The sequence below is a fragment of the Perlucidibaca aquatica genome (genome assembly GCF_001676655.1).
In the GTDB taxonomy this organism is placed as follows: domain Bacteria; phylum Pseudomonadota; class Gammaproteobacteria; order Pseudomonadales; family Moraxellaceae; genus Perlucidibaca; species Perlucidibaca aquatica.
Genome location: NZ_LZDB01000002.1, coordinates 919,856 through 933,463, shown reverse-complemented (window position 1 = coordinate 933,463; position 13,608 = coordinate 919,856). Strand labels below are relative to the sequence as shown.

At 56.3% G+C, this 13,608-nt stretch carries 13 protein-coding genes; 10 read left to right on the top strand and 3 right to left on the bottom strand.

Annotated features, from left to right (window positions below; translation table 11 throughout):
• On the top strand, positions 1–870 hold the full coding sequence (locus A8710_RS08115) for an alpha/beta fold hydrolase (protein ID WP_068859520.1): 870 nt from the start codon (positions 1–3) through the stop codon (positions 868–870).
• On the opposite strand, the gene hrpB is transcribed toward A8710_RS08115, so the two are convergent.
• Positions 854–3,391 carry an ATP-dependent helicase HrpB gene (hrpB, locus tag A8710_RS08110; protein WP_068859518.1) on the bottom strand — a complete coding sequence of 846 codons (2,538 nt, stop codon included), beginning with the start codon at positions 3,389–3,391 and terminating at the stop codon, positions 854–856. The two genes, A8710_RS08115 and hrpB, sit on opposite strands and share 17 nt — an antisense overlap.
• A 131-nt stretch (positions 3,392–3,522) precedes the next feature.
• Between hrpB and A8710_RS08105 the strand changes: the two genes are divergently transcribed.
• Together A8710_RS08105 and A8710_RS08100 are read left to right on the top strand one after the other, a co-directional pair.
• Complete coding sequence (locus A8710_RS08105) at positions 3,523–4,512, top strand: putative solute-binding protein (RefSeq protein ID WP_157686354.1); 990 nt, start codon at positions 3,523–3,525, stop codon at positions 4,510–4,512.
• A gap of 10 nt (positions 4,513–4,522) precedes the next feature.
• Positions 4,523–5,611: a putative solute-binding protein gene (locus A8710_RS08100; RefSeq protein WP_068859514.1), complete on the top strand. Its 1,089-nt coding sequence runs from the start codon at positions 4,523–4,525 to the stop codon at positions 5,609–5,611.
• 72 nt (positions 5,612–5,683) lie between these two features.
• On the opposite strand, the gene folE is transcribed toward A8710_RS08100, so the two are convergent.
• Both folE and A8710_RS08090 read right to left on the bottom strand, forming a co-directional pair.
• On the bottom strand, positions 5,684–6,226 hold the full coding sequence (folE, locus tag A8710_RS08095; protein WP_094078681.1) for a GTP cyclohydrolase I FolE: 543 nt from the start codon (positions 6,224–6,226) through the stop codon (positions 5,684–5,686).
• A 51-nt stretch (positions 6,227–6,277) separates the two neighbouring features.
• Positions 6,278–6,958, bottom strand: a complete 681-nt coding sequence (locus tag A8710_RS08090) for a Smr/MutS family protein (RefSeq protein WP_068859510.1) — start codon at positions 6,956–6,958, stop codon at positions 6,278–6,280.
• Positions 6,959–7,102: 144 nt separating this feature from the next.
• On the opposite strand from A8710_RS08090, the gene prmB reads away from it, so the two are divergent.
• From prmB to A8710_RS08055, 7 genes are all read left to right on the top strand, one after another.
• The gene (prmB, locus tag A8710_RS08085; protein ID WP_264753537.1) at positions 7,103–8,017 is read left to right on the top strand and encodes a 50S ribosomal protein L3 N(5)-glutamine methyltransferase; all 915 of its coding nucleotides are present in this window, start codon (positions 7,103–7,105) and stop codon (positions 8,015–8,017) included.
• A 1-nt stretch (position 8,018) separates the two neighbouring features.
• Positions 8,019–9,122 (top strand): chorismate synthase, encoded by a 1,104-nt coding sequence (aroC, locus tag A8710_RS08080; RefSeq protein WP_068859508.1) that lies wholly within the window; start codon positions 8,019–8,021, stop codon positions 9,120–9,122.
• Positions 9,083–10,270: an MFS transporter gene (locus tag A8710_RS08075; protein ID WP_082968739.1), complete on the top strand. Its 1,188-nt coding sequence runs from the start codon at positions 9,083–9,085 to the stop codon at positions 10,268–10,270. The genes aroC and A8710_RS08075 overlap by 40 nt, the downstream gene beginning before the upstream one ends.
• Positions 10,271–10,343: 73 nt before the next feature.
• Positions 10,344–11,570, top strand: coding sequence for a saccharopine dehydrogenase family protein (locus tag A8710_RS08070; RefSeq protein WP_068860700.1), 1,227 nt, complete (start codon positions 10,344–10,346; stop codon positions 11,568–11,570).
• Positions 11,570–12,217, top strand: a complete 648-nt coding sequence (gene miaE / locus A8710_RS08065) for a tRNA-(ms[2]io[6]A)-hydroxylase (RefSeq protein WP_068859504.1) — start codon at positions 11,570–11,572, stop codon at positions 12,215–12,217. Before A8710_RS08070 ends, miaE begins: the two co-directional genes overlap by 1 nt.
• Positions 12,205–13,035, top strand: a complete 831-nt coding sequence (locus tag A8710_RS08060) for a putative RNA methyltransferase (RefSeq protein WP_068859502.1) — start codon at positions 12,205–12,207, stop codon at positions 13,033–13,035. The genes miaE and A8710_RS08060 overlap by 13 nt, the downstream gene beginning before the upstream one ends.
• Before the next feature lie 102 nt (positions 13,036–13,137).
• Positions 13,138–13,608 (top strand): hypothetical protein, encoded by a 471-nt coding sequence (locus tag A8710_RS08055; RefSeq protein WP_157686352.1) that lies wholly within the window; start codon positions 13,138–13,140, stop codon positions 13,606–13,608.

The window sequence follows — 13,608 nt, the reverse complement described above, 5'->3', positions numbered from 1 at the left end:
ATGGCCATTGAATCGGTTATCGAACTCCCATTCGGGCGCGGTCGCATCGCACTGAAAACGTGGCATGCCGAAGCGCGCGGTGTTCCCATCGTGGCCTTGCATGGTTGGATGGACAATGCCGCAACGTTTGACCGCATGGCGCCGCACATGGTCGAACATCCCTTTGTGGCCATGGACCTGCCCGGTCATGGCCTGAGCGATCCAAGACCGGCCGGATTCCGCTATCACAATGCCGATTACTTCGATGATGTGCTGGGGGTTTTGGATGCCTTGTATCCCCAGCAAAAAGTGATTTTTCTCGGTCACTCGCTGGGCGCGGGTATTCAGATGATGCTGGCTGGCCTGTTGCCTGAGCGTGTGCAGGCCTTGGTGATGATTGAGGGGCTGGGGCCGCTCACCGCCGACCCGTCGCATTATGTGGACATGACACGGCTGTCTTTAGCCAGTTATCGCGACTTCCGGCCTGAACGCAGGCCGATTGCCAATGAGGCGCAAGCGGTGCAAGCGCGCATGAATGGCTTGACCGGCCCGCTGAGCGAAATGGCGTCACGCATTCTGTGTAGCCGCAGCCTTGATCGTGATGCGGACGGCGAGCTGGTTTGGCGCACCGACAAGCGCCTACGCCAAAACTCCCTGATGCGTTTCAGTGAAGCCCAGGTGTTGGCCTGCATCCGCGCCATCAGCGTGCCCACGCTGTTGGTGCGCGCTCAAGATGGTGCGCCGTTTGAGCAGGCCGCCGGCCAGGCCAGGCTGGCGGCTTTTGCGAACTTAAAACAAGTCACGGTGCCCGGCAGACATCATTTGCATTTGGATGAGTCGCCAGCCGAGGTCGCGGCTGAAGTACGGGCCTTCCTTAGCCACGCGGTTTAGGGTGCTTCACGCCGCGCTGTGCCACGGCGGTGAGTGGGTCTTCCGGCCAGGGGTGTTTGGGGTAGCGACCGCGCAAATCCTTGCGCACTTCCGGGTAGCCTTGCCGCCAGAAGCTGGCCAGATCGGCGGTGACGGCGGTGGGGCGTCGCGCCGGTGAAAGCAAGTGCAGGGTCAGCCGCAGTTGGCCTTGCGCCAAAGCGGGTGTATCCAGCCAACCAAAAACTTCCTGCAGTTTCACCGCCAGGACCGGGTTGCCTTCCACACAGTAGTCAATCTCCACGCTGCTGCCGCTGGGTACGGTGAGGTGCGTCGGCAGTAGCTCGTTGAGTTGCTGTTGCTGCGACCAATCGAGCTGTGCAAAGAGTGCATCCTGCAAGGGAAAGCGCGACATTTCCTCGAGTCGTGACAGGCCACTCAGCCAAGGGCCAGCCCAATCCGCCAGAGTTGCCATGAGCGCTGCATCGGACACGTCCGGCCAATCTTGGGGATGCGCTGCGTGTAAGCGTTGCACGCGGGCCTGCCACTGCCGCAGCGCCGGTGTCCACGGCAGTGCTTCTGCGCCCAGCTGACACAGCCCCCCGATGAACACGGGCAGAAGAATGTCGGGCTTGGGCCGAGGTAGCGGCACGCTGTCCAGAATAAGCGCTAAAAATCGTCGCTGCCGTCGGCCGATGACGCTCGCGCTGGAGTGATCCCACTGCAACGCTTCTTCACTCAGCACGCGCCCTGGATGCAGCAAGTCAAGCTGAGCAAGATCAAAGGGCAAGGCGAGGAAAATTTTGGCATCGCGCGCCTGGGCATCCAGACTGACCGCAATCAGTCCGGGCTCGCCCGCCAGTGCGTCATCGTTACGCAGGCTACAGCCTCGGCCATTGGCCAGCAGGTAACGCCCCTCATTGCCCGGACGCCTCTGTGCAATGGCATCGGGCCAAGCCAGCGCCAGCAGTTCACTTAAGCTCAACGCGCGGGTTTGATTGAGGTTAGGGGCGGGGAGTGCGCGCAAACGTTCTTGCAGCTGTCGCCGTTGCTCTTTCACGCGCTGCAGGCGACCTCGATCAGCGTGGGACGCCAAGGCCTCCCCTTGCAAGAGCGCCAAACGAGCGCGTAAGTCACTGCCTGCCGCGTCGCGCGCCGGTCCGCTGAGAAGGTCCCGCTCCGACAGCAAGGCGGCAAATTCAGCGGCCTGTGAACCTTGCCCACGGGCATGCGCCAAGACCAGCAGATGCGCCAACCGTGGCGATAAACCGAGTGTTAGCATCTGCCGCCCGTGCGCGGTGATGCGACTGTCTTGATCCAGCGCCTGCATATCCCGCAGTTGGTCTTGGGCCTGCGCCCAGGCGGGAGCGGGCGGAATATCTAACCAAATCAGTTGTTGTGGGTCCCGTATGCCCCAACCGGCCAGCGTCAGCGCTAAATCGGCTAGATCGGTTTGGTAGATTTCCGGCGTGGCAAAGCGCGCTAGCCGCTGCTGGGCATCTTCCGACCACAGCCGCAGGCAGTGACCGGGCTCGATACGACCCGCTCGACCACGTCGTTGCTCGGCATTGGCTTGAGATACCGATTCGGTGATTAAGCCGGAGAGTCCCGTATTGGGATCAAAGCGTTGGCTGCGCCGTAAGCCGCAGTCAATGACAACGCGCACACCTTCGATGGTTAAGCTGGTTTCCGCGATGGCGGTGGCTAAGACGACTTTGCGCTGACCACTAGCGGTAGGTGCAATGGCCGCATCTTGCTCAAGCTGGCTGAGTTGGCCATAGAGCGGACAAAGTTGTGTGTTGGCCGGTAGGCGTTGTTGCAACAGCCCTTGCAGGCGGCGAATTTCACTTTCTCCCGGCAGAAATACCAATATCGAGCCGGATTCGCGTTGCAGGGTCTGATGGACCATCAGCGCGCAATGCTCGAGCAGGGGGGTTCTGCCGGGTGGGGCATAGCTGATGCTGACCGGATATTGCCGACCGGGGCAATTTAAAATTGGCGCGTCATCGAGTAAGCGAGACAGGGGAGCAGCATCGAGTGTGGCCGACATCACGAGCAGACGCAGGTCAGGACGAAACACACTTTGGCTTTCTCGGGTCAATGCAAGACCCAAGTCTGACGACAAATTGCGCTCATGAAACTCGTCGAAAATGATGACACCGTAGGACGATAGTTCCGGGTCATCCTGAACCATGCGCAGCAAAATACCTTCGGTAACGACCTCAATTCGTGTCGTTGTGCTGATCTTGCTATCGAGTCGCGTACGATAGCCAACGCGTTGACCTACCGGCTCACCCAGTTGTTTTGCCATGAACTGCGCTGCTGCCCGTGCCGCGAGTCGCCGAGGTTCGAGCATCAGAATTCGGCGCTCTTGCAGCCACGTAGCCTGTGCGTGAAGAACGGCGAGAGGAACCCGAGTGGTTTTTCCGCTGCCTGGTGGGGCTTGTAAAATAGCGGTGTTTGCGCGCTCCAGTGTGGCGAGTAGCTCGGGCAGCACAGCCTCTATTGGCAGTGATGTGACTTTAGAAACGAATGAATCAGTCATTATTGTCAACGGCAGGCAGTTTAGGTGGCGTAGGCTGCATAAAGGGAAAGGAGCTTAGGCTCTGCATAATAACAACAGGAGTAGCTATGAGCAGATGTCGAATCATAGGACTGGGGCTGATTTTTGCAGCCATGTCCGTCCATGCTCAACCCGTTAAAGCGCCGGCATTGGTCCCCGTAAAAGCCTGTATTTTTGATCCTACCGGCGCCAATGGGCCGTTTGCGCAATTATCGCGTGACCTCGCCATCGAGGCCCAGCGATATGGCATGCGCCTCAATGTGAAAATCTATTTGCACGAGCATGTTGCCGCCGAAGATTTCAAAGCGGGGCAATGTGATTTAGTGGGCATGTCTACACTGCGTGCGCGCCAATTTAACAAGATGGTGGGCAGCATCGACTCACCGGGCAATTTGCGCAGCTATGCTGAAATCAGATCGCTATTGCATGTACTCGCCAATCCAGCCTTCCAACCCATGACGATCACCGGACGCTATCAAGTCATAGGCGTCATGCCCATTGGCGCGCTTTACGTCATGACCCGGGATCGATCCATTAATTCCATTGAGAAAGCCGCTGGTAAGCGCATTGGGGTTTTGGATTGGGACCCTTCGCAATCGAAAATGATCTCAGCGCTAGGCGCGCAGCCGGTGCCGTCCGATATCACCAGTTATGGCGGAAAGTTTAATAACGGGCAGGTCGATATTATCGCTGCGCCGGCCATCGCCTATGAGCCGCTGGAGTTGTACAAAGGCATTGGCAAAAATGGCGGTGTGATTCGTTTCCCCCTGTTGCATGCCACCGCCACCATCATGATTCGTCGCGACTTTTTGCTCGAAAAAATGCCGGATCTCGATGCCCGTATCCAGCAGCTACAAGCTTATGGCTTACGCTTCCTCGACGCACATTTAGAGCGACTCAAACAGGCTGAAAAGTCCATTCCAGCAGCCGTGTGGGTGGAGCTGAGCGCCGAAGAAAAGAATAGATACTCTCGGATGGTGCGTCAGGCGCGCATTGCGATGACCAAGGATGGTGTGTACGACACCTCGACCATGAACTTGTTAAAGCGCGTGCGCTGTAAACATGATCCTGCCAATGAAGAATGCAGTCTGTTCGATGAATAAGGAAATACGCATGAAGTCATTTAAGCAGGTGTTGCTGGCGAGTTGTTTGGCGGGCGGTTTGTTCGCTGCTCCGGCCTTTGCCGCAGAAGTTATGCCGGATCTCCCTAGCCCTAAATCGGCGGGGATGCCACAGCCACTACCCAAGCCCGTGAAGGTCCGATTTTGTATTTTCGATCCACTCGGGCCGAATGGAAAAATCGTGACTGCTGCGCGTGAGCTGGCGAAGTTTGCCGCGGAGTGGAACTTCATCGCTGAGATAAAAGCCTACACCGATGAGCGGGTAGCGACCGAAGATTTCAAGGCGGGGCAGTGTGAGGCAGTGGCCATTTCTACCTTGCGTGCCAAGCAATTTAATGCCGTGGTTGGCAGCATTGATTCGCCGGGTAATCTGCGCAATTACGACGAAATGAAATCGCTGCTGAAGATGCTTTCTAATCCAGTCGTTGCACAGCTCGCCATCAATGGTAAGTATCAGGTGGCGGCGATCATGCCGATTGGCGCCATCTTCGTGGTGGTCAATGATCGGCAAATTAACTCGTTGAGTAAGGCAGCCGGTAAGCGCGTGGTGGTGCTGGAGTGGGATCCAGTTCAAGCCAAAATGATTTCTGGGCTGGGCGCGCAGCCGGTGCTCGCCGATTTCTCGACCTATGCGGGAAAGTTCAATAATGGCCAGGCCGACATCATCGCCGCGCCAGCCCTTGGCTTTAAGCCGATGGAGCTCTACAAGGGCATCGGCAGCAAAGGCGGGGTCATTCGCTTTCCATTACTGCAGGCCACGGGAACCATCCTGATTCGTCGTGATTTGATTTTGCCGAAAATTCCCGATTTGGATCTTCGCTTAAACCAAGTCCGGCAACTGGGGCTTCAACACATTGATGGCTTGATCAATATGCTGAAAGAAGCGGAGCAAGACGTGCCAGAGCGCCTCTGGATTGATCTGCCGAAAACCGAGCAAGATAAGTATTACCAAATGCTGCGCGAGGCACGCATTACGCTGATGCGTCAGGGCATATATAACAACGTGATGCTGGGCATTATGAAACGTGTGCGCTGCAAGCATGTGCCCAATGACGCGGAGTGCAAGACGTACGACGAGTAAAGCCATTAAAAGGCCCCGTCAGTGCAGGCTGGCGGGGCTTTTTTCCAAGCGCTTAATGCTGACTCACATCCCTTAATCGCGAATCAGCGCCAGAAACTCATTGCGGGTTTGCGCACTGTCACGAAACGCCCCGAGCATAATCGACGTTTTCATCACCGAATTCTGCTTCTCAACGCCGCGCATCATCATGCACATGTGCTTGGCTTCAATGGTCACGGCAACGCCTTTGGCATCGGTCACTTGTTGAATCGCGTCGGCAATCTGTTTAGTCAGGTTTTCCTGAATCTGTAGGCGGCGGGCATACATGTCGGCAATGCGGGCAACTTTCGACAGCCCCAAGACTTTACCAGACGGGATGTAAGCCACATGCACCTTGCCAATGAACGGCAGCAGGTGGTGCTCGCACAGCGAATACAGCTCGATATCTTTCACTAACACCATCTGATCATTGTCAGAGGGAAATACGGCCCCGTTAACGAGGGTGTCGAGGTCTTCCTCGTAGCCTTTGCACAGGTATTTAAAAGCCTTAGCGGCTCGTTTTGGTGTGTCGAGCAGGCCGGGTCGGCCCAGGTCCTCACCGACACCGCGGATAATGTCCGCGTAGGCGTTTTCCATGATTATTCTCGTACTCGGAGGATGAAAGACTGACCGTAGCGAGGCGCGAGCCTACGGTAAAGAGGACAGCGCGGGCATTTTGTCTTCTCGCGGCCGTCGCAGCAAGACCATGACAGCGCCGGTGCCGCCGTGGCGTGGGTCGGCGCTGACAAAGGCCAGCACATCCGGCATTTGGCGTAGCCAACCATTCACGGCAGTTTTTAGCATGGCCTGACCATTGATCTGGCCTTTACCGTGCACAATTTTGACCACCGTAATGCTTTCAGCTTTGGCCTCTGCAAGCAGCTGCAAAACCGCCTCGCGTGCCTGCTCAAGCGTGCAGCCATGTAGATCCACGGCATGCTTCCAGGGCAGCAGTCCAGTTTTAAGCTTGTCGAGCTGACGTTCTTGCACACCATTACGCTTAAAGCTTAATGCGGCTTCCGGCGACACGCCTTGAAGTAGCGCGACGGTATCCGACAGAGCGATATTCTCGCGCTCGGCATCGCCCTCGGCGCGTGCACGTTTGAGGAGTGTCAGTGCATCCGGCTTCTTCGGGCGCTGAGGGCGGGCAGGGACGGCGCTGTCCACCGAAAGTTTTCGAGCACCTCGCGTGGCCTGTTCGAAAAGCGCTTGGTCATCCAGTTCCGGCTCAGGCTCACGTGCGGGTACTGACTTGACCAACTTCGGTGCGGGCAATGGCGCCTCTGCTTTTAACTGCCGCTTTAGCGCGGTGAGTTGCGGATCTTTCATGCGTGATTACCACCCCAGTCAGATAGCTAAATTATAGTGTGCTTGCAGCGCCAGTTGCCGTGTAAAATCGCTGAACATTTTCTGCTGAATTTCGGAGTTCCCGTGAGCGATGCGCTGCCTGCCCTGACCCTATCCGCTGATGTGCTGGCAGAAGCCGAGCGTGAACTCGTCACCATTCGTGACTGGATGCGCTTTTGCGTGAGCTGCTTTCGTGGCTGCGATGTGCATATTGGCCACGGCACCCGTGATCCCTTCGCTGAAGCCTCGGCGCTGGTATTGCAGACGCTGAATCTGGAGTGGTCGGCGGATGAAGAGATTCTATCGGCACGCCTGCTGCCCTCCGAACGTGCCGCCATCGCCGAAACCCTGCGCAAGCGCGTCAACGACCGCACGCCGCTGGCTTATCTGCTCAATCTCGCCTACTTCAACGGCCTGCCGTTCTATGTCGATGAGCGTGTGCTGGTGCCGCGTTCGCCGATCGCCGAGCTGATTCAGGATCGCTTCCTGCCCTGGTTGAAAGACGAACCGCAGCGCATTCTCGATCTTTGCACCGGCTCTGGCTGCATCGCCATCGCCTGCGCAAAAGAATTTCCCGATGCCGTGGTCGATGCCAGCGATCTTTCGCTAGATGCACTCTCTGTCGCTGCCATCAATGTCGAACATCACGACCTGCAAGAGCGCGTCGGTCTGCTGGAGTCCGATGTCTTCAGCAAGTTGCCGGGCCAGCGTTATGATCTCATCGTCAGCAATCCACCCTATGTAGACGCCGAAGACATGGCCGATTTGCCGGAAGAGTTTTTGCGTGAACCAGAGATGGGTCTGGCCTCCGGTGCGGACGGACTGGACATCACCAAACGCATTCTGGCTGAAGCTGCTGACTACCTGACGGAAGACGGTGTGCTCGTGGTCGAGGTCGGTAACTCACAGTGGGCGTTAGAACAAACATTCCCCGATGTACCTTTTGTTTGGGTGGAGTTTGAGCGCGGTGGTAAGGGCGTATTTGTCTTAACGGCGGCCGATTGCCGCGAACATCAGGCGGTTTTTGAGGCGAGCATCTAAGATGGCCGGCAACAGTATTGGGCAAGTTTTTCGTGTCATGACCGCTGGCGAGTCGCATGGCCTTGCGCTCACGGCCATTGTCGATGGCGTGCCGCCCGGCATTGCCCTGACGGAAGCGGATTTGCAGGGCGATCTTGATCGTCGTAAGCCCGGCACTTCATCGTTTGCGACGCAACGCAAAGAAGAAGATCAGGTGAAAATTTTGTCTGGTGTGTTCGAAGGCCGCACGACGGGAACCCCCATTGCGCTGGTCATTGAGAACACGGACCAGCGCTCCAAGGATTACGGCAACATTGTCGACACCTTTCGTCCTGCCCACGCCGACTACACCTACACGCACAAGTACGGCTTCCGAGACTATCGCGGTGGTGGTCGTTCCAGCGCCCGCGAGACGGCCATGCGCGTGGCGGCTGGCGCCATTGCCCGCAAAGTACTGGTCGAGCAGTTTGGTGTCAGCATTCGGGGTCGTGTTTCGCAAATTGGCGACATTAAGGCGCAGACCTGCGATTGGGATTTCGTTCGCGAAAACCCGTTCTTCTGTGGTGATCGCGAAGCCGTGCCAAAAATGGAGCAGCTCGTACTCAGCATGCGCACCGAAGGCTCCAGCATTGGTGCAGCCGTAGAAGTATTTGCTAGCGGCATGCCAGTGGGTTGGGGCGAGCCGGTATTTGATCGCCTAGATGCCGATATTGCTCACGCCATGATGAGCATTAACGCCGTAAAGGGCGTGGAAATTGGCGATGGCTTTGCTGTGGTAGCCCAGCGGGGTGAGCAACACCGTGATGAGCTAACACCGGAAGGTTTTCTGAGTAATCACGCGGGCGGTGTCTTGGGTGGAATATCCAGCGGTCAGGACTTGATTGTGCGTATTGCCTTGAAGCCGACTTCCAGCATTACGACGCCTGGTCGCAGCATCAATCTCAAAGGCGAGGCCATTGAAGTGGTCACTAAAGGTCGTCATGACCCCTGCGTGGGTGTGCGTGCTACGCCTATTGCAGAGGCCATGTTAGCCATCGTGCTGCTGGATCACGCGCTGCGTCATCGTGCCCAAAATGCGAAGGTCACGTGCAGCACGCCCGTGATTCCGGGCAGCGTTTCCGGTTGAGCGTGGCGCGCATTCCCTACCTGCCGCTGGGTGCGTTTTACTTCTTCTACTTTGCCGTTATCGGCGGCTTCATGCCCTACTGGGGGCTGTACTTACAGTCCCTAGGTTTCAATGCCGAAGCCATCGGCGAGCTCTCGGCCATTGTCATGGCCACCCGTATCATCGCGCCAAATTTCTGGGGCTATATTGCCGACAAGACCGGTCAACGCCTGCGTTTAGTTCGCTTGGGCGCGGGCATGATTACGTTGGGCTGGCTGGGCGTGTTTGTGGCGCGCGAGTTTTGGCCGCTGGCGGCTGTGCTTTTAGTCTATGGATTTTTCCAGAATGCAATTCTGGCGCAGTTCGAGGCGGTTACGCTGGCTCACTTGGGCGAACAGCGCGAACGTTATAGCCAAATTCGTCTCTGGGGCTCACTCGGGTTTATAGCCACCGGTACCGGGCTGGGCTTGTATTTTGAGTACTTTCCGGTCAGTCATTTGCCACTGGCGCTGTTGGTCTGTGCCTTGGCGACGTGGTTGGCTAGCGCTTTTGTGCCCGACATTGCTACGCCGAAACGATCGCCAAATGCGCAGGGCTTTCTTGCCATTCTTCAGCGTCGCCCCGTCTGGGTATTTTTTATCGCGCATTTTCTGCTTCAGTTATCGCATGCGCCTTACTACACCTTCTACAGTATTTACTTGGAAAGCCATGGCTACAGCCGCAGTGATATCGGTTGGCTTTGGGGCTTAGGGGTATTCGCCGAAGTCGTTTTATTCATGCTCATGCATCGCGTATTACCCGCGGTGGGTGAGCATCGTTTGATGCTCTGGAGTCTGGCGCTAGCGGCCGTGCGCTGGCTGATGATTGGCTATGGCGTTGAATACCCGGCCATGATCTGGTCCGCGCAGCTGCTGCATGCCGCCAGCTTCGCGACCTTTCATGCGGCGGCCATGACACTGATCTATCGGCACTTTGGTGAGGGTTCGCAAGGCCAAGGTCAGGCGCTCTATAGCATGCTATGGGGGACGGGCGTAGCGCTGGGCGCGTGGCTGGCGGGAGTGGTGTGGTCGAATGCGATGGCAGGATGGATTTTTGCCACTGCAACGGCGCTTTGCCTGGTGGCACTGCTGTTGTTAATGCAGTCATTTCGGCAGGCCAGCGCGCCCTGATTTGGCTATGATGTGATCCTTGCAAGCGGGTGCTGGTTTGTTCGGCATTCATTTTTACCTTGAGGACGCAATCATGGCCAACTTTGATGTGGTGGTATTCGGTGCAACCAGCTTTGTCGGGCAGATTCTGACGCGTTACTTATTCGAGCGTCAGGGCGTAGCGGGCGAAGTTCGTTGGGCCATTGCCGGCCGTTCTGCTGCCAAATTGGCGGAGCTTAAAAACAGCCTAGGCGAGGCCGCTCGTGATCTGCCCGTACTGCTGGCAGAGGCCCATGATGAAGCCTCCTTACAGGCCCTGTGCGCGCAAACCCGTGTGGTGGTGTCTACCGTAGGGCCTTATGCGCTGTATGGCTCTGAGTTAGTCAAAGTCTGTGCCGAATCCGGTACGGATTATTGTGACCTCACCGGCGAGCCTCAATGGATTGCACGCATGTTGGCCCAACATGAGGCCACTGCGCAGCGTACGGGTGCGCGTATCGTGCATTGCTGTGGCTTTGATTCACTGCCATCCGATTTGGGCACCTACTTTTTACAATCCCAGGCACAAGCGCGCTATCAAGCCCCTTGCTCACGCGTGAAGCTGCGCGTGAAAGCCATGCGCGGGACTTTTTCGGGCGGCACGGTGGCCAGCATGATGGAGATGCTGCGTGAGGTCGGCAAAGACCGCGCCATCCTGAAAGTGCTACAAAATCCCTATGCCTTCTGTGCTCAGCAACTCAAATTACGACAGCCTAATCCGGCGGCCGTTTCCTTCGATGACGACGCGCAGTCCTGGCAAGTGCCCTTCATCATGGCCGCGATTAATACCAAAGTGGTTCATCGCAGCAATGCCTTGCAGGGTTACCGTTACGGTGAAAACTTTTGCTATGACGAAACGCAGTTAACCGGAAATGGCTTTAAGGGTCGAATCGCTGCAATCGCCTTTGCCTCCGGTCTGGGCGGATTTATGGCCGCTGCTGCGCTAGCCCCTACGCGCAGCTTGCTGGAACGTTTTGTGGTGCCCAAGCCGGGTGAGGGTCCATCACCCAAGGCCCAGCGTGAGGGTTATTACGACATTCGTCTGTTTGGCAAAACGGATGCAGGGCAGACCTTGGTGGTCAAGGTCACCGGTGATCGCGATCCGGGCTACGGCTCAACCGGCAAGATGTTGGGTGAGGCTGCGATGTGTTTGGCCATGGACATCAGCAAGTCCGACAAGACCGGGGGCTTCTGGACGCCAGCTACCGTCATGGGTGATGCCCTCATCGCTCGTTTGCAACAACATGCCGGTCTGACATTTTGTGAGGTGTCGGCGTCGTGATGGACTTTATGCAACCGGTGCGTGACTTTTTGGCTTGTGCAACGCCGCCCGAATGGGTAAGTGCCGCCGTGCTGGACGTGCCGCTCTTGTTACAAGACCATGCCAATTGCGAAAAAAAAGCGGCCAGCACTGCTATGAATATGCTGTTCCGCTACAACGACCGCGAGGAACTGCAAACCGAGCTGGCGCAACTGGCTCGCGAAGAATTGCTGCATTACGAGCAAGTGCGCGATCTGATGCAAAAGCGGGGCATAGGGTATCGCCCTGTGTCGGCTGCCCGTTATGCCCAAGGCATGCGTCAACACGTTCGAACCTCTGAGCCTGGGCATCTGGTCGATCTGATGATTATCGGTGCTTTCGTTGAAGCACGTTCGTGTGAGCGCTTTGCCGCTATTGCACCGCATTTAGATGAAGACCTGAAACGCTTCTATACCTTTTTGTTGCGCTCCGAAGCCCGCCATTTCCAGTACTACTTGGGCTTGGCGAGTTTGTATTCGCCAGAGCCAATTGAGGACCGTGTGGCCTTTTTTCGTGATGTTGAACGGGTGTTGATTGAAACCCCTGATGTGGAGGTGCGCTTCCACAGTGGCCTGCCGCCAGTCATGGCGATTCAGCCAACCACAGAGCAAGCCGCATGTTTGAGTTAATTTGCCCGCTGTGCCGGACTGCTCTGCAAACCCATGACAAGACCTGGCTTTGCTTAAACGGCCATGCCTTTGATGTGTCACGCGAGGGCTATGTCAATTTACTGCCTGTTCAGCACAAAAAAAGCCTGTCTCCAGGCGATACCGCCGACAGTGTGGCCGCGCGCCGTCGCTTTCTAGGCGCGGGTCATTACCAGCCGCTCCGTGACGCAGTGGCGAGGGTATTGCGTGATTTATCGGCGCAACGCTTGCTGGATCTTGGCTGTGGTGAGGGCTATTACACCGAGGCCATGCGCGGCGAGGTGCCCTTAGTCTGTGGATTGGATATTGCTAAGCCGGCCATCCAACTGGCGGCTCGCCAGCAAAAGCAGGTGACCTGGTTGGTCGGTAGTGCGGCGTTACTTCCTTTTGCCGATGCATCATTGGATGTGGTGAGCAGTTTATTTAGCCCGCTACCGGTGGCTGAAATGCATCGCGTGTTAAGGCCAAACGGCCATGTACTGATGGTAACGCCGGCACCCGATCATCTCTGGCAAGTTCGGCAAGGTTTGTTTGAAGCGGTGCGTGCTCATGAGCCGGATAAATTCGTGCAGGCCTTTCACGACGACTTTGTGTTAGTCAGTCGCCAGCAGGTAGAGGCGCCGCTGACACTTTCACAAGCGGCCTTAAAGGATTTATTGGCCATGACACCCTATGCATGGAAGGCGACCGCCGAACGCAGAGCTTTACTAGAAGCCAACGAAAGTTTTCAAACCCTGGCGGCATTCGATGTCATGCTGTTCAAGCGAAGGCTTGAGCAACAAAGCGAAATCTTGGATTAAGTTGAGGGTTGAGCATTGCAAGCCATCAGTTATGCCGAATTTGGTCACAATTTTATACAGCAGGTGGTAACAGCTCACCGACTTGGCAATGAGATAGAAGCCTTGTTGGAGCAGACGATTGCCGGCTCTATGCGTAAATTACCGGCCGATATGCTGATGATTTCTTATGTCTTTAAGTTAGATGACATTAGCGTAGATCCTTTACTGAACCACTTGCCAAATATTGCATTCATGCTCTGCGTTCGCGGTGATCTGCAATTGGATGTCGAGCTCTTCGGCATTGATCTTAAGTTCTCTTTGGCCGTCAGCATTCAGGTACAAATAGACGTAGAGACGTATGCGCCGGTCACCCTCAGACTAGTCCCGCACCCGGTGTCAGGCCACAGCATTCGTATCGACTTGGTGGGCGAAAACTTGCCGAGTGATGTGCTGGATCGGCTCAAGTTGGTGAAGCCGATTGTGCGTGATCAAATCGTGAAAGAAGTGAATGCTCGTATTAATGATCCCAGCATTCAAACAGCAGCCAATATTGATGTATTGGCACTCGTATCGCAGGTGAAAATGAGCGGTTAA

Coding starts and splice junctions, on each gene's coding strand:
- A8710_RS08115 (WP_068859520.1), top strand. CDS start 1: ATGGCCATTGAATCGGTTATCGAACTCCCATTCGGGCGCGGTCGCATC.
- hrpB (WP_068859518.1), bottom strand. CDS start 3,391: ATGACTGATTCATTCGTTTCTAAAGTCACATCACTGCCAATAGAGGCT.
- A8710_RS08105 (WP_157686354.1), top strand. CDS start 3,523: ATGTCCGTCCATGCTCAACCCGTTAAAGCGCCGGCATTGGTCCCCGTA.
- A8710_RS08100 (WP_068859514.1), top strand. CDS start 4,523: ATGAAGTCATTTAAGCAGGTGTTGCTGGCGAGTTGTTTGGCGGGCGGT.
- folE (WP_094078681.1), bottom strand. CDS start 6,226: ATGGAAAACGCCTACGCGGACATTATCCGCGGTGTCGGTGAGGACCTG.
- A8710_RS08090 (WP_068859510.1), bottom strand. CDS start 6,958: ATGAAAGATCCGCAACTCACCGCGCTAAAGCGGCAGTTAAAAGCAGAG.
- aroC (WP_068859508.1), top strand. CDS start 8,019: ATGGCCGGCAACAGTATTGGGCAAGTTTTTCGTGTCATGACCGCTGGC.
- A8710_RS08070 (WP_068860700.1), top strand. CDS start 10,344: ATGGCCAACTTTGATGTGGTGGTATTCGGTGCAACCAGCTTTGTCGGG.
- miaE (WP_068859504.1), top strand. CDS start 11,570: ATGGACTTTATGCAACCGGTGCGTGACTTTTTGGCTTGTGCAACGCCG.
- A8710_RS08060 (WP_068859502.1), top strand. CDS start 12,205: ATGTTTGAGTTAATTTGCCCGCTGTGCCGGACTGCTCTGCAAACCCAT.